The following is a 16,514-nucleotide window of genomic DNA, read 5'->3' as shown; positions in this document are numbered from 1 at the left end:
GTGAACACCGACGAAGCGCCCGAAACCCTTCCACCGCCGTTCGATCTGCCGGAGAGTCCCCTGGTCGGCACCACCCTCATCGAAGCGGGGGCCGGCACCGGCAAGACCTACACCATCACAGGGATTGTTCTCAGGCTTATCGTCGAACAGAAGATACCCATCAGCCGTATCCTTGCGGTCACCTTCACCGAAGCCGCAACCGAGGAGCTCAAGGGTCGGATCCGTGACCGCCTCAAGTTGGCCCTCGGCGTGCTCCGCGGGGAGGCTATGGGAGACCGTCTCCTTGAACGGCTTGCGGAGAAATGGGACCACCGTTCGAAATCCGGTTCGGCAGAAGCGATCCAGGCCCTCAAGGAAGCCGTCCGGGACTTTGATGAAGCGGCCATATTTACCATCCATGGGTTCTGCAATCGAATGCTCCGGGAAAATGCCTTTGAAAGCGGCGCCCTTTTCGATACGGAACTGACGGCCGACCAGGACGGTATTCGACGCGCCGTTGTCGAGGATTTCTGGCGGACCCGCCTCTACACGGCCGATCCAATCTTCGTCCGTTACGTGTTGGCCAAAACCAATCCCGAAGCCTTGTTCGCCCTTCTTTCGAGTCGGCACATCCAGCCGGACATCGCCGTCATCCCTGTCGGAGAAACACCCGATACCCGCATTGCCGAGGCGGCATTCCAAAAGGGCTATGCGTCACTTCAAAAGACATGGGCATCATGTAAAGAAGAAATCGTAGAAATTCTTCTGAATGCGCCGGGGCTGCATCGGGGCATCTATAAAACCGCGCTCATTCCCGTGTGGACGGATATCCTGGAGCGTTATCTCCGCCGGGCAACGCCCCATCCGATACCGCCCGAAAAATTCGATAAATTCACACGGTCGGGGCTGACGAAAGGCACCAAAAAATCCGCCGCCTCTCCAGATCATCCATTCTTTCGCTTGTGCGACGAATTCAAGCAAGCCTGCGACGCTCTCAACGCGCTTTACGCCCAAAAACTCGTTCACCTCAAGCGGGAACTGATTACCTACGCCGGCAAAAGAATCCGGGAGCGAATGCGGGAGAGCAACCGCCAGTCCTTCGACGATCTGCTTCAGAACATGAGTGAAGCCCTCAAAACCCCGGGAGGCAGCCTATTGGCGGAACGCATCCGGGGACGCTACCAGGCTGCTCTCATCGACGAATTCCAGGACACGGATCCGGTTCAATATCATATTTTCAAAACCCTTTTCGACACCCCCGGCCACCGTCTGTTTCTGATCGGCGATCCTAAACAGGCCATTTACAGCTTCCGCGGCGCCGATATCTTTGCCTACATGGCCGCCGCCCGATCCGCTGCAGCCCGATACACGCTGCTCACCAACTGGCGCTCCGATCCCGGCCTCGTTACCGCGGTCAACACTGTGTTCAGCAGCTGCCCACAAGCTTTTGTCTATGGCGAGATCCCTTTTGGCCCTGCCGGAGCCTCCGAGGACAAATCCGGTGCTCCGGGACTCAGCATCGACGGCGAAAAGCTTCCTCCGCTCACTGTTTGGCGTTTGGAGCAGTCCGGAAAAGGCGATGCCCGACAAGAGGTCATCCGGGCGACGGCGACCGAAATTTCCCGACTTCTCGACCTGGGGGGGCAGGGGCGTGCCCGGCTCCAGGGAAACCCGGTCCGGGCAGGAGACATCGCGGTACTGGTCCGGACCAACCGTGAAGCGGCTGCGGTACATGAAAGCTTGACGGCCCTGGGCATTCCTGCCGTCCTCTACAACACCGGGGATATTTTCGATACCCATGAAGCGGCCGAAACGGCACGGATTCTGGCTGCACTGGTCGAGCCTCGAAACGACGCCCGGGTTCGTGCGGCCCTGGTTTCCGACATGATGGGGGTCAACGGGGAGGAACTGGCCGGAGGGGCTCTGGACGAAGACGAATGGGAGACCCGTTTGACGCGGTTTGATCATTATCACCGCCTCTGGCGGGAACGCGGGTTTATTCGGATGTTCAAGGCCTTTCTGGCGGAAGAAGGCGTTTTGTCCCGGTTGATGCGTCTGCCCGACGGCGAAAGGCGCTGCACCAACATTCGCCACCTGAGCGAGCTGCTACACCAGGCAAGCCTTTCGCGGAACATGTCGCCGTCACGGCTTACCGCCTGGCTTTCCGAGCAACGATTCAACGTCGATCACCGATCCGAGGAACACCCGCTTAGACTGGAAAGTGATGAAAACGCCGTAAAACTGGTCACAATCCACAAGAGCAAAGGCCTGGAGTATGGGTTGGTCTTCTGCCCGTTTGTCTGGGTTGGGTCCCGATGGAACGACACGGACCACGGCATTCTGTTCCACAACGAGGACAGCGGGCGGCAACTGACCCTTGACCTGGGCTCCGGCAACATGTCTCGCCACCGCCGGATGGCGGACAAAGAGATTCTGGCCGAAAACCTCCGGTTGCTCTATGTTGCGCTGACACGCGCCAAACACCGTTGCATTTTCGCCTGGGGCCCCGTCAACGCAGCGGAAATTCCGGCCCCGGCCTATCTTCTCCGTGGAGATGCAGGCCCGATCGATACGGACGATCCACTGGAAAGGCTGGAAGAGCGTCTCGCAATAATGGACGATGCCGGGTGGGAAAAAAACCTTACCGACCTTGAACGACGCTCCGGCGGCACCATCCGGATCGAGCGGGCGCCCCGACACATCGGGGTGAGACAGCCCTCACGCGACGAAAAAAGCATCCCCCTCGATGCCCGACGGTTCAGCGGACGCATTCCCTTCGACTTCGGCGTATCCAGCTTCTCTTCCATTGTTTCGATCGGCTCGGAACGACCGACCGTTGCCGGCGGTCTGAATGACCCGGCGGAACTGGCCGACCACGACGACTTCACCGCGGTCGATGAGACAGCCGCGGCATCGGCGGTGAATCCGTCAACGATCCATGACGGCAAGGACATCTTTGCCTTCCCTCGAGGCGCCCGGGCCGGCACCTGCCTCCATGAAATTTTCGAGCACCTCGATTTCACCCGCACCGACGAAAAAGACCTGACGCCGCTGATTCACGATATCTTGCGGAAATACCGCTTTGACGCCGCATGGATTCCCGCCGTCGCCGGAATGATCCGAAAGGTAATGAAGCTCGACCTTGACGCGGCGAAGGAAGGGTGTCCCGACGAAGATCATGGAAAGGATGTCATCCTCAGCCTTTCAGCCGTCACTCCGAAGCGCCGCATCAACGAGATGGCTTTTTATTTTCCAGCCCCCGCCCTGAGCGGTCGTCGGCTGGCGGCGGTGTTTGCCGCGCACGGCATCACCGGGCCGTCGGGAAATTTCCCCGAACGGATCGGACAGCTTACCGTTTCAAGGACCCGCGGGATGATGAAAGGATTCATCGATCTGGTTTTCGAACACCGCGGCCGCTTCTATATCGTTGACTGGAAATCGAACCACTTGGGAGACCAGCCGAAAGACTACAGCCCTGAGATTCTCGAGACGATCATGACCGATGCCTTTTACACCCTGCAGTACCATCTCTACGCCCTGGCCCTCCACCGGTATTTGAGACATCGGGTACCCGGATACGATCCTGCCGTCCATTTCGGGGGTGTCCGCTACCTGTTCGTGCGGGGTGTCGATCCGGAGGTCAATCCCGCATTCGGAATGTTCAAGGATCGGCCCGCCGCAGCGCTCATCGAGGATCTGGATAGGCTCTTCACGGATATCGCTTCGGATGACGGTTGATTTTACAACACCGTCAAATCTCGATTCCCACTATCATCAGTTCCGCCTCGATCGTGCCGACCCAATCCCGATTCGCCCGAGGGTTGGCGGGGCTGGGATGGGTTATTCTGCCAATGCTCGCCTCAAAACCTGAAAGAGCCGCCCTCGCTCTGGCCTCCGCGAACACGCCGACGCCGATCACCCATCGTGGCCTGAAATGCAGAACAGCGGCACGAAGCGCGGCATCACAGGCTGTAAAAAGCGGGACTCGTTCGCCTTTCTTGAGTTTGTCGGGGGTCCGGTTCCGTCCCTCTGCGTCCAGAAACATGAGCGGGCAATAGTTGACGACAAAAAATCGGGCAAAAAAAGCGGCGGGGTCGCCAAACCGATCTCTGGCCCATCCCCAGAGTCTTCGACCGCTCGCTTCACTTTTTGGGCACGCAAACCCCTCCACCGGCTTTCGGGGGTGAACGGCGACAGGCTTTTTCACCGGCGCTTCGATCCCCATCCATTCCTTCACCGCCGCCACCTCGCCAAAAGGGACACCCGTCTGGGCCATTCCCCAGGGGCCGGGATTCATCCCCACCAACAGAATCTCCCTGGGCGCCCGGCCGAATTTCCGGACATACCGGCGATATCCTTCGCCGGCATAGATGAGAGGGTTGTAAACGTAGGCTACAGGCGGGTCGAACCGGAGCGGTGCCAATGCTGAGACAAGCTCGTCGATCGCACGCTCCAGCATTCCGACGTCGTGAATCACGGATCACACCTGCGCTCTCAGCAAGGGCGCGTCGCAGGCGAAGGCCTCGGATGGGTTGAAGTCAAATTGTGTTTCCGATTGCCGGGAGATGGGCGGACGCACCGGGACAAGTCGGGAAAACATGTAGTCGATGACGTCTTTGGCGCTGTATTCCCGCCCCAGACAACCTGCGATCGTCATTACCGCAGAAAAGTCTTCACCGGCCGTGATAATCGGCAGTTCCCGATCGCTCCCGCGCACCTGCCCAAGTCCGACAGTGGCCATAAGCCCATTGCACAGGCACATCTTACCGACCGTGTCGACCTCGGTGCCCCCTTTACTGATGAAGGCGTTTACCGGCTCCCCGGGACATCGGTATTGGATCCCGTCTTCTCCGTTAAAGACAAGCTGTTGCAGATAACCGAGATCGCAAACACGGTTCCTGCACTTGACGGCGTCAATGGTTGCCGGATACCCTTTTAAATCAAGCAACTTGAATGGATATCCCGTAGGCGAGGCCTGAAAATCGGTCAAAATGTCGACGCCCTCGGTAAGCAGTCTGTCGATGACAGCCTTTCGGATGTCGGGCATGATGCCCGATTCCTCACAATAGGCGAAGACCGTCCCAATCTGGACGCCGTTGGCCCCGGAGTCCAGGGCCGATTTCAATTTTCCCGGAGAGGCGTAACCGCCGGCCAGCCAGAACGGCTTTTCGAGTGCCTTGATCCGATCGATATTGGGAGCGTCCTTTGGGCCGTATGCGGACGCCGTATCACCTTTGGGCTTCGGCGTTCTGCGCGGTGGTGCGTTGTGTCCGCCCGCGGTATGGTTCTCCACGACAAACCCGTCGACCGTTCCGGTGGCTTTTCGAATCATGGTTTTGGCGATGATGTCCGACGAAACAATGGCCAGGAACCGGGGACGCTTCAAAGGGAAAATCGCTCCTTCCCGAAAGGTTTCAGGATCGAATGCATGGGAAAACTGGATGTGTTCGGGGTTGTTTTCGACGTGGAGCTTGAGCGTGGCCGATTGCCACGCCGAAAGTCGATCGAGTATTCCGGGAATGGACAATGGAATGCCGGCCCCCATGAGTACTACGTCGACGCCGGCCAGTATCGCGCCGAACAGGGACGGCAGGGTGGGCAGTTGGACCTTTTCGAGATAGTTGATCCCCACCACCCCGTCATGGTCCTCCTTGGCCAGGAACACCTCGACAAAATTGGCGACGATCATGGTTTCCATCACGAACCGCTCCATTCGAACAGTGGTTCGCGGAAGCAGTTTGAAGGGCTTGCCGGGTGATTTTCCGCCGGCAACGTAAAAAGCATCCAAAAACCGCCGAGCCATATCCGGCCAAGGGAAATGAGACAAAGCCCGCCGAATGTTCCCACCCGTATCGCCCAGTTGAAGGCGCCGCGCCACCACCGTATCGATGGCGGTACCGGAGACGACGCCCATCTGCCCCAGTTTGGAAACGGCTCTGGCCAACCGCCAATCCGACACGGCGATCCCCATCCCGCCTTGAATGATCTTGGGTAATTCTTTAAAATTTTTCATATTTATGTTGTACTGCCCTTGTTAGAGATTGTCGTCCACGATGCATCGACGATCGCCTCCCCGGCGCAGCAGCCGGGAATATCGCCGCATCCTTTATATGTCAAACATGCCGTCCGGCGTAAAGACGAGCTTTCGTGGAGGCCCAGCCTATTCGAAAGAATTTCTTTTTATTTCAATAACTCAAACAAATATGTAAAAGTTTTGTATTCATCTCAAAACCCGTGATGCTCCCGTAAGTCGAATTGTCCGCTCCACATCCCGTTGTCACACATGGTTTTCCTTTCGAACGCCCTATCTCGTCTGGATACCGAAACGGCATCACCGTTTCAGGCCGTATGACAGGGATTTATTCGGATCTCACTTTACATCGAAACAAGAATAGTTACATTTTGGTTATCTTTGTGGCCGCTCAAAATCCCAAAACCATTACCCAAGGAGATATGACCTATGGAGATCAAAAAAATTCTCTGGCCTACCGACTTTTCCAGAAGCGCGGAAAAAGCGCTTCCCCACGTCAAATCCCTCACGCAAAAATATGACGCCGAAATTCACGTGCTCTATGTTATCGAAGACACTGCTCATCATGAGCCATGGTACGGTGTCTTCGAAAAGGAGCACGTTGAAAAATTGATCGACCGCGCTAAAAAATCCGCCAACGAAAGGCTCGAGCAGATCTGCAGCAAATATCTGGAGGGCTGCCCGCTGTACATCCGGCACGTCGACATCGGCGATCCCGCCCGGAAGATCCTTGATTTCATCAAGAAAGAATCGGTAGACATGGTTGTGATGGCGACCCGGGGCACCAAAGGTGATTTTCCCTTCGGCAGCGTCACGGAGAAGGTGGTCAAGAATTCTACCGTACCTGTTGTCAGCATTCCGATTCGTGAGGATGAAGAAGAGGCCTGATCAGTTTACCGTCCGGTTATGCCTTGCCGTTCCAATCGGTTGATGTTTTAATGGGTCCTCCTGTATGGGGGATCAGAACAGGTTTTGAGTTCAATCGGATCTTCTATCTGACGGGATTAATAATGGAGAATAAATTCATCAAATTCAACCCCCGCTTCTGGGGGTATGATTTCACGTGTAAAATATGCGGAAAGATCGGTTCCGCCGACGGGGAGGCACCGGTGAACGCCAGGATCACCATGATCGAGCACGGATGGCGGTTCATTGAAGAGAATGAGGCTTTCATTCCGGTGTGTGCGTCCTGTGAAAAAAAATGTCCGTCGCTTTGTTTTCGCGAGGAGGCTGGATAATATCGCAACTCGTTTTTCAGACGGTTCCGAAAAACGTCATGGATCAGGACATCAGCATCCGCAGGATCTCGGTCTGCCGGCACTCAGCCGTTATACCGGAAGATATCCTCAACAGCCCTGCAGGACTTTTTCGGAACCGTCAACGTTTTCTGAACTCGAACCACAGCATGCCCCCCACCACCAGGAAACAGGCAATCTGAATACAAAGTGCCGGGGTGTTTATTCGCGCCTGCACGCTGCCTTTCTCGGGCAGCCGGGCGATGAAGGCATAGCCGAAATCGTGATGATACTCGGCCCCTGGATATGAAAACATGTAGATATCGTAGGGCGGAAAAAGAATCATGAAGACGATCGCGACCGCGACGATACAGACCAAACGCGTTTGCTTCGCATTCATGCCGAAGCCCTTTCTCACTTCAATCCTGTGATGTCAACACGCCATGCGGCGTCTATAGATGGGAAGTCGAGCCCTCTCCGGCGCCGTCGATTGCTTATCTTTTCCTGTTATACCGCGACGGTGGTTTCCCGATAGATACCAGTGCCGATTTTGACGGGCGTTGGAGCAGTGCCATGGTTCATTGAACCCCTAACACTTTCTTCGGATCGCCGCTGCGAAATATTACCGGAAAAACTGGAAAGCGAATCACATGGAACGCGATCGGGTCTTCCGGAAAGTCTCTCGTCGCGGTTTCGTCAATTAGCAGTTTTGACCCCTCAAAATAACCTTCTTCACCTGTCTTTGTAACAGGGCGATAGCGGTATTATTATTTACTCAAGCGACCAGAATCGCATCCCGGCAATTACGCACAACCTTAAAAAGAGGTGGTCATCATGAACACGGACATCTATAGACCGGTGAAGGATAAAAACGGCGAGGATTACCTATGCCCGGTGTCTCCGGATGCGGCCATACCGCAAAGCCCCGTGGCGGACTGCGTTGAAAAAGACGTGACGGAGCGGTACTCGGGCAACTTTGTCGTCGAGGGAAAAAAACAATCCGCAACAATCACTAAATATTGAAGCGAACCCGTCACGAACCAGAGGAGAAAAACCATGAACAGGCATCTTCAAGAAACGCTGCTGAAAATCGCTGAGGATTTCAAGTCGGATATCGTCGAAGGCTCGCGGTTCTACATCGAGGTCGATATCGGGAAATGGGCTTCACGTCTCGGTTACGACGATATCTATGAGCAGTATGGCCAAAGCCATGTCATCGTACCCATCAAGCGCCCCCAACCGGGAATGAAGGTACGCATCGACGGCCGAACCTTCGTGAACTACGCACAGTTCGAGTCCGGCATTGCAGCCCCGGCCTATATCGCCAGAGAGACGGACCTGCCCTATCGAACCTATATTCCCAATGACAGCATGATCAGAAATTTCACATGATTACCGGCACACCTGTGCCCAATCCCGCCAGAACCCGGGGGAGAAGCCGGATACATCTCTCGCTCCTCCCCTCCGGCTTTTTCATTCGTCTGAAGGGCTGTTCCGATCACGGCCGGGCCGTCCTCACGTCACGATCCGCACAGATATGCGGTTGCGTTTGGGTTCAATATTTGTTAAGTGCCCTGATCCATGACAGTTAAACCACGCCCATATCTCGAAGGGACCGGTCTCTTCTCCCGTCTGGATATTCATTTCGCCCGTTTCATCGGACGAATCGACGACGGCGCTTCTCCGGAGGTTTACCTGGCAGCGGCACTCCTCAGTCGAAACCAACGGATGGGGCACATCTGTCTCGATCTGGCCTCGGCCGCGAAAGAGATTCCCGCAAGCGAACTCGCGGCGGCGGGAATCACCCTTCCCCAACCGCTTTCCTGGGCGGACAAGTTGAGGCAAAGCCCCACCGTCGGCAGCCCCACGGAACTCGCCCCTCTGATCCTGGACGATCGCCTTCGGCTATACCTGCATCGGTACTGGGAATACCAGACTTTGATTGCAAAGGAAATCCGAAAGCGCGTGGAAACCACGCTCACGGATCTCGACATGCCGCGGCTCTCCAAGGGAATGTCACGCCTCTTTCCATCCCCAGCCGGCGCGGAAACAGATGAAACCGACTGGCAGAGAGTGGCCGCCTTCGCGGCCGTCACCCGCCGTTTTTCCGTTATCTCCGGCGGCCCCGGCACAGGAAAAACGACGACGGTAGCTAAAATTTTAGCACTGCTTCTCGAACAGGCGGGCACAGTTTCTTTCAGGATCGCCCTGGCGGCCCCGACGGGAAAAGCGGCCGCCAGGCTCAGGGAGGCCGTCAACCGGGAAAAAGCGCGGATCGACAGCCCGCTTCGGGACGCCATTCCCGAATCGGTCAGTACCCTTCACCGCCTCCTGGGGAGCCTGCCCGACACCCCTTATTTCAGACACAACGCCGACCAGCCCCTTCCGGTGGATCTGGTGGTCGTGGACGAAGCCTCCATGATCGACGTCGCGCTCATGGCCAAACTCATCCAGGCCGTTCCACCCCAAGCCCGCCTCATCCTCCTGGGTGATCGGGATCAGTTGGCATCGGTGGAGGCCGGCGCCGTTCTCGGCGACATCTGCGACACGGGCAATTTTCACCATTTTTCAGAGTCCTTCTGCCGGATCCTGGGTGAGATAACCCAAGAAGCCCTGACCTGCCCCCTTGATGACGGGAACGAATCCGATGCCCCGCAGCTTTCAGACGGCGTCATTCTGCTGCAAAAAAGCTATCGCTTTGATGAAGACAGCGGCATCGGGCGGCTCAGCCGCCGGATCAACGCCGGCGACGGCGATGGTGCCCTTGAAGTGCTGGCATCCGACGCATACCCGGATGTCCAATGGCGGACGATTCCCCGGGCGGAAGACCTGCCCCGTGCCGTCCGCAAGACCGTGGTCTCTCAGTTCGGAGCCTATCTGAAGCACCTCGACGATCCGGCTTCCGCTTTCCAGGCTTTCGATCGTTTCCGGATTCTGGGGGCGCTTCGTCAAGGGCCGTTCGGCGTCGTCCGCCTGAACGAGATCGTCGAGGCCATCCTCGGGTCGGAAGGCCTCATACAATCCTCAGTGCCCTGGTATCCGGGTCGCCCGGTGATGGTCATCCGGAACGACTATGCCCTCCGACTCTATAACGGCGACGTGGGAATCACCATGACGGATTCGGCCGGACGCGTCCGCGTCTGGTTCCCGGACGGCAAGGGGAAATTCCGATCCTTTTCCCCTCTCCGTCTCCCAGAGCATGAAACCGTATATGCCATGACCGTTCACAAAAGCCAGGGATCCGAGTTCAACCAGGTCTTGTTGATCCTGCCAAGCCAGGATTCACCCGTAATGACCCGAGAACTTCTGTACACGGGCGTCACCCGAGCGGTCCACTGCGTGGAGATCTGGGGCTTGCAGCCCATACTGCTCAAGGCGGCGGCCCATCGGATCCAACGCACCTCCGGCCTCCGAGACGCCCTCTGGGAACGGACCGCTCCCTGAACCAATCGGATTGTCCGCGGAGTCCAGGAATGTCGACCGGAAGCAACCTTCTTTTCTGTTTACAAAGGGCAAATACGGCTTTATTATTATTGGTTATCCAACTTTCAGCTTCTGTAGCGGTTACCGACTGAAGACTGAAGGGGGGATAAGCGCCCTTTTGCCGCAGACGTACCCCATCAGCCTTCAGCCGATGTCCCTGCCGGCACCGGCGTATAAACACCGAGAGTTGAGTAGATTACTCAACTCTCGACTATATGATGGTGACCGGATAGAGATGCCGGGCCTATGAAAGTTGAACAGGTTATCTGAAAAGGAAAAGCCTCCGGCTGTCAGGGCCGTAACGGATGGACGGCGGAATCGACGATCTTATCCGGATAAGGCGTTCCGGAAAATGCGTTTGACTGAATGCCTCAGAGCAGAACATTATGATCAGTTTTGAAAATATATCCAAAAGCTTCGGGGCACAGACCCTGTTCGAGGAGGCCGGCGTTAAATTGAATCCGCGGGAACGGGTCGGACTCGTGGGGCGGAACGGCCACGGCAAGACCACCCTTTTCCGTCTCATCATCGGCGAGGAAGTGCCGGACGACGGCGAGATCGTGATCCCCAAGAACTACCGCATCGGCTACGTCGAGCAGCATATCCGGTTCACCGAGGATACCGTTCTCAAGGAAGGGATGCGGGGATTGACCGAATCCGAACGGGATCATCACTGGAAGGTGGAAAAGGTCCTGTCGGGGCTTGGCTTTTCAGAGGCGGATATGCACCGGAACCCGAATGCGTTTTCCGGAGGATATCAGGTACGCCTCAACCTGGCCAAGGTCCTGGTTTCCGATCCGGACCTGCTTTTACTGGACGAGCCGACCAATTATCTCGACATCACATCCATTCGCTGGATCGAGCAATTCCTTCAGGCCTGGCCCCGGGAACTGCTTCTGATCACCCATGATCGGGGATTCATGGACAAGGTGATCACCCACACCATGGCCATCCATCGGAAAAAAATCCGCAAGATTGCCGGAGACACCGGCCAACTCTACGCCCAGATCGCCCAGGATGAAGAGGTCTACGAAAAAACGCGGATCAACGACGAACGCCGCCAGAAGGAAATCGAGCTCTTCATCAGCCGATTCAGGGCCAAGGCCCGACTGGCCAATATGGTCCAGTCCCGTATCAAGACCCTCGAGAAAATGGAAAAACGAAACAGGCTCGAGGAGATCAGGAATCTGGAGTTCTCTTTCAGGAGCAAGCCCTTCCGGGGCAAACACGTCATGACCGTGGAGAACCTCACCTTTTCCTATCCTGGAGGCTCGCCCCTCATCCGCGGCTTGAACTTTCAGGCAGCGCCGGGCGATCGAATCTGTATCGTGGGCAAAAACGGAAAGGGAAAAACCACTCTCATCAAATTGCTCGCAGGCGTGATCGATCCGGATAAAGGCCAGATCGTATACAACCCCAACATTACCAAAGGCTTTTTTGAGCAGACCAATGTCCAGAGCCTGGTGGACAGCCGAACGGTGCTCGAGGAGATTCTTTACGCGGACGAAGGCATAGACCAGCAAAAAGCCCGGAACATCTGCGGCGCCATGATGTTCGAGGGCGATGACGCCCTGAAAAGAGTGGCGGTTCTCTCCGGTGGGGAAAAAAGCCGGGTCATGCTTGGAAAACTGCTGGCCACCCCCGTCAACCTCCTGCTTCTGGACGAACCCACCAACCACCTGGATATGGAGTCCTGCGATTCCCTATTGGCGGCCCTCGACGATTTCGACGGCGTCGTGATCATGGTGACCCACAATGAAATGTTCCTTCATACGCTCGCCCGACGCCTCATCGTTTTTCAGGACGACACGGTCACCCTCTTTGAGGGAAGTTACGCCCGCTTTCTGGAAAAGGGCGGCTGGCGGGAGGAATCCGGCGGCGGCAAGGCATCGGACGTTCCAAGGGACAAGCTGCCGGCCCGGTCGGGCGAATCGAAAGAGGGTAATCCCGGAACCCGTCACGATAAAAAGGCGCTCCGTCGCCTTCGCTCCGAGATTCTGACCGAACGGGGAAAAATACTGAAACCCATCGAGAAACGGATTGCCGATGCCGAGGACGCCATCGACGGCCATGAAAAAGAGTTGGAAACCTTGAACCGGGAAATGCAGTCGGCCTCCGAAAACAGCGACGGCACCCGGATCGTCGCCCTCTCCCAGGCCATCCATGCCGCCGAGACGGCGATTGAAGCCCGCTTCAACGATCTGGAGGTCTTGGCCGCCCACCTCGAGGAGGAGACGGCCCGCTTCGATCGAAAGCTGGCACAAATCGATGAGGGCGTCGAAATTTGACCGCTCAGCATTTGTTTTGCAGGATCAAAGAGAGTTTGCTATAGCATTCTGAACAACAATACTTGAAAGAGGATACCCGCCATGGCGATCAATAAGGAACTGCTCGATATTCTGGCCTGTCCGAAGTGCAAGGGGGACATCCGGCTCACGGAAGCCGAAAACGGTCTCATCTGTGATCACTGCAAACTGCTATACGAGATCAAGGACGACATTCCCATCATGCTCATCGAGGAGGCCAAACCCATTACCGATTGAACAGGCGATATGAGCATACCCCATCCTCCCGCGCCGGCAAAACTGGTCATCGGCCTTTTCATGAAAGAGCGAACCTTGATCCGACCCCTGACGGAAATCCTGGTATCCCGCTTCGGGCCCCTGGATATGGTCAGCCCGTGGCTGGATTTCGACTTCACGGGCTATTATGCGGCGGAGATGGGCGCGCCTCTGTTCCGACGCCTGATGACATTCAAGACCTTGATTTCCCAGGAACGGCTGCCGGAAATCAAGCTCGCCACCAACGACATCGAAAATCGCTTTGCCGAGATCGGACGCCGCCGGGTCAACATCGATCCCGGCTATCTGCTCCTGGAACGATTCGTTTTGGCCACCGGAAAAAATTTTACCCATAGAATTTACATCGGTAGAGGCATCTATGCGGATCTGACGCTGATCTACACCAGGGGAAATTTTCAGACACTACCATGGACGTATCCTGATTACCGGGATTCGAAGATGATTCGCCATCTCCATCAGATCCGCTACCGCTATACCATCGATTTGAAAGCGACTTCGCCATGATCAAAAGCATGACTGCATTTGCAAGGGCCGAACGCTCGGAGGCCGCCCTGACCGTATCCGTTGAACTCCGCTCATACAACAGCCGTTACCAGGATATTCTCCTTAAACTACCCCAAGCCTATCTCCCCCTCGAGGAAAAGGCCAAGGGGCTGATCTCTCAGGCCATGTCCCGAGGTCGAATCGAGGCCAGAATCCAGATCAGAGATAACGACGATGAAGCATGCGCCTTCGAGGTCGATGAAATGATGGCCAAGGCCTACTATCGATCCCTGGTCCGTCTCATCGAACGGTTCCACCTCAAAACGGACATTTCTCTGGAGCACCTGGTCCAGATGCCGGGTCTCGTCAAACCGGCGGAAACCGAAAAAGACGTATCGGTCTGCTGGAGCGTGCTGGGGCCCTGCCTGAGCCAGGCCCTGTCGGATCTGGACGCCATGAAAACCAAGGAGGGCGACTTTCTGGCCGGGGACTTCGGAGCCCGTCTCACCGCCATCGAGGGTGTTCTTGCCGAAATCAAGCAGGACGCGGAAGGGCTTCTCCCCATTTACCGGGATCGCCTCAAAGACCGCATCGAAGCGCTGACCCAAGGCATGGTGGAAATCGATCCTGCGCGGATCGCTCAGGAAGCGGCGTTTCTGGCGGATCGAAGCGACATTTCCGAGGAGATCATCCGGGCCGAAAGCCATATCCGGCAATTCCGGGCCATCATGGCCGGGGATGAGCCCGCGGGGCGGAAGCTCAACTTTCTGCTCCAGGAATTCAACCGTGAATTCAACACCATCGGGTCAAAAACCGGAAACGCCGATGTATCGCATCGCGTCGTCTGGCTGAAATCCGAACTTGAAAAAATCCGGGAACAAGTACAGAATGTGGAATAAATGAACCATCTGTTGAAAACACCCAAAATGAACGCGGGAGGCATGATGGAGCAGACCCTGTTGAACATTGGATTCGGCGGCACCGTCGTGGCGGACCGGGTGGTCGCCATCGTATCCCCCAACTCGGCACCGATGAAGCGCCTCAAGGATGAAGCCAAGGAGGATCGGCGTCTGGTGGACGCCACCCATGGGCGCCGGACCCGCTCCATCATCATCATGGACAGCAATCACATCGTCCTGTCGGCCATCCAGGCGGAAACCGTCTCTCAACGCTACGAGGCCGCCATCCGGGAAGCCAAAGCCAAATCATGACATCATACCGGCCCGGGCGCCGTGTCCGGCGACCGGGCCCAACCCGCCAAGGAAAGCAACAATACCGTGAATGATTCGACCGTTGAAGCGCCGGCTCGGCGACAAGGGAATCTATTTATCGTATCGGCGCCGTCCGGCGCCGGCAAGACCACGCTGTGCCGGGCAGCGCTGTCCCATTTCAGCGACATCTATTACTCCGTGTCCCACACCACCCGTCCTCCCCGGGGAGAGGAGCGGGACGGCATCGACTATTTCTTCATCCCGAAAGCGGAATTTCTCCAGGGCATAGCCGCGGGACGCTGGGTCGAGTGGGCCGAGGTCCACGACAATTTTTACGGAACATCCCGGGAACTTCTGGAAAAACACCTGGCCGAAGGCCGGGACGTCCTCCTCGACATCGATGTCCAGGGAATGACCCAGATCGTCGGGCAGTATCCCGAAAGCGTCACCATTTTCATCATGCCGCCGTCCCTCGAAGCCTTGAGGACCCGGATGGAATCCCGGGGCGCCGATACCGCACCCGTTATTGAAAAACGGCTCAAAAACGCCGAGAAGGAGATCGGCGCCAGGGACCGGTATCAACATGTGATCGTCAACGATCGACTGCCGGAGGCGATCGAGGCGTTGATCGCCCTCATATCAGCCTGCCGAGCCCGCACTCAGGGCCTGGAATCCTGAGTCGTCCATGAAAACGGAAATCCTTTTCGGTATTCATCCCGTCAGGGAGACGCTCCGGGCCGGCCGCCGCGAGTTTGGGATTCTCTATCTCGCCCGCACCCGATCCGGTGATAGAGCGGAGACCCTGGCGGAGACCGCGGCGTCCCATGGAGCATCGGTCCGGAGAGTCGCGCCGGAAAAACTCCGCGCCCTGACCGGCTCGGAATTTCACCAGGGCGTCGCCGCCGAGGTCGGACCTTATCCGCTGGTGCCTGTGTCCGAACTCGCTGACCGCCCCGACCCCTTTCTCCTGGTCATCGACAGCGTGGTGGACCCCCGCAACCTGGGGGCATTGATTCGAACAGCCCTGTGCGCGGGCGTAGACGGCGTGATTCTCCCCAAGGACAGAGCCGCCGCCCCCACACCCGTCGTGTCCAAGGCCTCGGCCGGAGCGATGGAGCACATCCGCATCTCCCTGGCAACCAATCTGGCCCGGACACTTGTGGATCTCAAGGAAATGGGCCTGTGGATTTTCGGGACGGCCGTGGACGGAGCCCGCTCTGTTTTCAAGACAGAGTTCACCGGGCCCATCGCCATCGTCGTCGGTGGAGAAGAAAAAGGCATTCGTCCCCTTGTTCAGCGACAATGCGATCATCTCATCACGATTCCCCAGAAAGGGCCCATCAACTCATTGAACGCCTCCGCCGCCGGAGCGGTGGTGATGTACGAGGCGTTCCGGCAACGCACCACACCGGCCGTCGGCTGCGGTCCCCAAAAAAAGATGTTGTCTCATAACGATTAATGGTTAAAAATGTTAACAGGGATTTCCGGCACGGAATCGGTATGATCCCGT

At 56.8% G+C, this 16,514-nt stretch carries 16 protein-coding genes; 13 read left to right on the top strand and 3 right to left on the bottom strand.

What is annotated here, in order from left to right:
* Entirely contained in the window at positions 1 to 3,717 is a 3,717-nt protein-coding gene (gene recB / locus AB7S84_RS04010) for an exodeoxyribonuclease V subunit beta (RefSeq protein WP_428153016.1), read from the top strand.
* Between the two features lie 13 nt (positions 3,718 to 3,730).
* Here the strand turns inward: recB and AB7S84_RS04005 are convergent, their stop codons facing one another.
* Both AB7S84_RS04005 and AB7S84_RS04000 read right to left on the bottom strand, forming a co-directional pair.
* Positions 3,731 to 4,456, bottom strand: coding sequence for a uracil-DNA glycosylase family protein (locus AB7S84_RS04005; RefSeq protein ID WP_020876841.1), 726 nt, complete (start codon positions 4,454 to 4,456; stop codon positions 3,731 to 3,733).
* Between the two features lie 3 nt (positions 4,457 to 4,459).
* A complete protein-coding gene (locus tag AB7S84_RS04000; protein ID WP_020876840.1) occupies positions 4,460 to 5,992 on the bottom strand; it encodes a nitronate monooxygenase in 1,533 nt (510 codons plus the stop codon).
* A 447-nt stretch (positions 5,993 to 6,439) separates the two neighbouring features.
* On the opposite strand from AB7S84_RS04000, the gene AB7S84_RS03995 reads away from it, so the two are divergent.
* Positions 6,440 to 6,898, top strand: coding sequence for a universal stress protein (locus AB7S84_RS03995; protein WP_020876839.1), 459 nt, complete (start codon positions 6,440 to 6,442; stop codon positions 6,896 to 6,898).
* 122 nt (positions 6,899 to 7,020) lie between these two features.
* Entirely contained in the window at positions 7,021 to 7,248 is a 228-nt protein-coding gene (locus tag AB7S84_RS03990) for a hypothetical protein (protein WP_020876838.1), read from the top strand.
* 139 nt (positions 7,249 to 7,387) lie between these two features.
* Here AB7S84_RS03990 and AB7S84_RS03985 read toward each other — a convergent pair whose 3' ends face one another.
* Positions 7,388 to 7,645: a hypothetical protein gene (locus AB7S84_RS03985; RefSeq protein WP_144016485.1), complete on the bottom strand. Its 258-nt coding sequence runs from the start codon at positions 7,643 to 7,645 to the stop codon at positions 7,388 to 7,390.
* Positions 7,646 to 8,079: 434 nt separating this feature from the next.
* Here AB7S84_RS03985 and AB7S84_RS03980 point away from each other — a divergent pair, with 434 nt between their 5' ends.
* From AB7S84_RS03980 to rlmB, 10 genes are all read left to right on the top strand, one after another.
* The gene (locus AB7S84_RS03980; protein ID WP_020876836.1) at positions 8,080 to 8,268 is read left to right on the top strand and encodes a hypothetical protein; all 189 of its coding nucleotides are present in this window, start codon (positions 8,080 to 8,082) and stop codon (positions 8,266 to 8,268) included.
* 33 nt (positions 8,269 to 8,301) lie between these two features.
* On the top strand, positions 8,302 to 8,637 hold the full coding sequence (locus tag AB7S84_RS03975) for a hypothetical protein (protein WP_020876835.1): 336 nt from the start codon (positions 8,302 to 8,304) through the stop codon (positions 8,635 to 8,637).
* Positions 8,638 to 8,826: 189 nt separating this feature from the next.
* On the top strand, positions 8,827 to 10,689 hold the full coding sequence (gene recD / locus AB7S84_RS03970) for an exodeoxyribonuclease V subunit alpha (protein WP_020876833.1): 1,863 nt from the start codon (positions 8,827 to 8,829) through the stop codon (positions 10,687 to 10,689).
* A gap of 425 nt (positions 10,690 to 11,114) precedes the next feature.
* Positions 11,115 to 13,016 carry an ATP-binding cassette domain-containing protein gene (locus AB7S84_RS03965; RefSeq protein WP_020876832.1) on the top strand — a complete coding sequence of 634 codons (1,902 nt, stop codon included), beginning with the start codon at positions 11,115 to 11,117 and terminating at the stop codon, positions 13,014 to 13,016.
* An 81-nt stretch (positions 13,017 to 13,097) separates the two neighbouring features.
* Positions 13,098 to 13,271 carry a Trm112 family protein gene (locus AB7S84_RS03960; RefSeq protein WP_020876831.1) on the top strand — a complete coding sequence of 58 codons (174 nt, stop codon included), beginning with the start codon at positions 13,098 to 13,100 and terminating at the stop codon, positions 13,269 to 13,271.
* A 9-nt stretch (positions 13,272 to 13,280) separates the two neighbouring features.
* The gene (locus AB7S84_RS03955) at positions 13,281 to 13,814 is read left to right on the top strand and encodes a DUF4416 family protein (RefSeq protein ID WP_020876830.1); all 534 of its coding nucleotides are present in this window, start codon (positions 13,281 to 13,283) and stop codon (positions 13,812 to 13,814) included.
* 8 nt (positions 13,815 to 13,822) lie between these two features.
* Positions 13,823 to 14,692 (top strand): YicC/YloC family endoribonuclease, encoded by an 870-nt coding sequence (locus tag AB7S84_RS03950; RefSeq protein WP_159449719.1) that lies wholly within the window; start codon positions 13,823 to 13,825, stop codon positions 14,690 to 14,692.
* 45 nt (positions 14,693 to 14,737) lie between these two features.
* Positions 14,738 to 15,004 carry a DUF370 domain-containing protein gene (locus AB7S84_RS03945; protein WP_020876828.1) on the top strand — a complete coding sequence of 89 codons (267 nt, stop codon included), beginning with the start codon at positions 14,738 to 14,740 and terminating at the stop codon, positions 15,002 to 15,004.
* Between the two features lie 66 nt (positions 15,005 to 15,070).
* Positions 15,071 to 15,682: a guanylate kinase gene (gmk, locus tag AB7S84_RS03940; RefSeq protein ID WP_040415638.1), complete on the top strand. Its 612-nt coding sequence runs from the start codon at positions 15,071 to 15,073 to the stop codon at positions 15,680 to 15,682.
* Between the two features lie 7 nt (positions 15,683 to 15,689).
* On the top strand, positions 15,690 to 16,463 hold the full coding sequence (gene rlmB, locus AB7S84_RS03935; RefSeq protein ID WP_020876826.1) for a 23S rRNA (guanosine(2251)-2'-O)-methyltransferase RlmB: 774 nt from the start codon (positions 15,690 to 15,692) through the stop codon (positions 16,461 to 16,463).
* Positions 16,464 to 16,514 lie beyond the last annotated feature (51 nt).

The organism is Desulfococcus sp. (genome assembly GCF_050178255.1).
GTDB lineage: Bacteria > Desulfobacterota > Desulfobacteria > Desulfobacterales > Desulfococcaceae > Desulfococcus > Desulfococcus multivorans.
The sequence above is the reverse complement of the archived record's forward strand: the minus strand, read 5'-3'. Positions and strand labels throughout refer to the sequence as shown.

What these genes read in the sequence shown, in the direction of transcription:
- AB7S84_RS04000 (WP_020876840.1), bottom strand. Translation starts at nt 5,992, where the DNA reads ATGAAAAATTTTAAAGAATTACCCAAGATCATTCAAGGCGGGATGGGG.
- AB7S84_RS03995 (WP_020876839.1), top strand. Translation starts at nt 6,440, where the DNA reads ATGGAGATCAAAAAAATTCTCTGGCCTACCGACTTTTCCAGAAGCGCG.
- AB7S84_RS03990 (WP_020876838.1), top strand. Translation starts at nt 7,021, where the DNA reads ATGGAGAATAAATTCATCAAATTCAACCCCCGCTTCTGGGGGTATGAT.
- AB7S84_RS03985 (WP_144016485.1), bottom strand. Translation starts at nt 7,645, where the DNA reads ATGAATGCGAAGCAAACGCGTTTGGTCTGTATCGTCGCGGTCGCGATC.
- AB7S84_RS03980 (WP_020876836.1), top strand. Translation starts at nt 8,080, where the DNA reads ATGAACACGGACATCTATAGACCGGTGAAGGATAAAAACGGCGAGGAT.
- AB7S84_RS03975 (WP_020876835.1), top strand. Translation starts at nt 8,302, where the DNA reads ATGAACAGGCATCTTCAAGAAACGCTGCTGAAAATCGCTGAGGATTTC.
- recD (WP_020876833.1), top strand. Translation starts at nt 8,827, where the DNA reads ATGACAGTTAAACCACGCCCATATCTCGAAGGGACCGGTCTCTTCTCC.
- AB7S84_RS03965 (WP_020876832.1), top strand. Translation starts at nt 11,115, where the DNA reads ATGATCAGTTTTGAAAATATATCCAAAAGCTTCGGGGCACAGACCCTG.
- AB7S84_RS03960 (WP_020876831.1), top strand. Translation starts at nt 13,098, where the DNA reads ATGGCGATCAATAAGGAACTGCTCGATATTCTGGCCTGTCCGAAGTGC.
- AB7S84_RS03955 (WP_020876830.1), top strand. Translation starts at nt 13,281, where the DNA reads ATGAGCATACCCCATCCTCCCGCGCCGGCAAAACTGGTCATCGGCCTT.
- AB7S84_RS03950 (WP_159449719.1), top strand. Translation starts at nt 13,823, where the DNA reads ATGACTGCATTTGCAAGGGCCGAACGCTCGGAGGCCGCCCTGACCGTA.
- AB7S84_RS03945 (WP_020876828.1), top strand. Translation starts at nt 14,738, where the DNA reads ATGGAGCAGACCCTGTTGAACATTGGATTCGGCGGCACCGTCGTGGCG.
- rlmB (WP_020876826.1), top strand. Translation starts at nt 15,690, where the DNA reads ATGAAAACGGAAATCCTTTTCGGTATTCATCCCGTCAGGGAGACGCTC.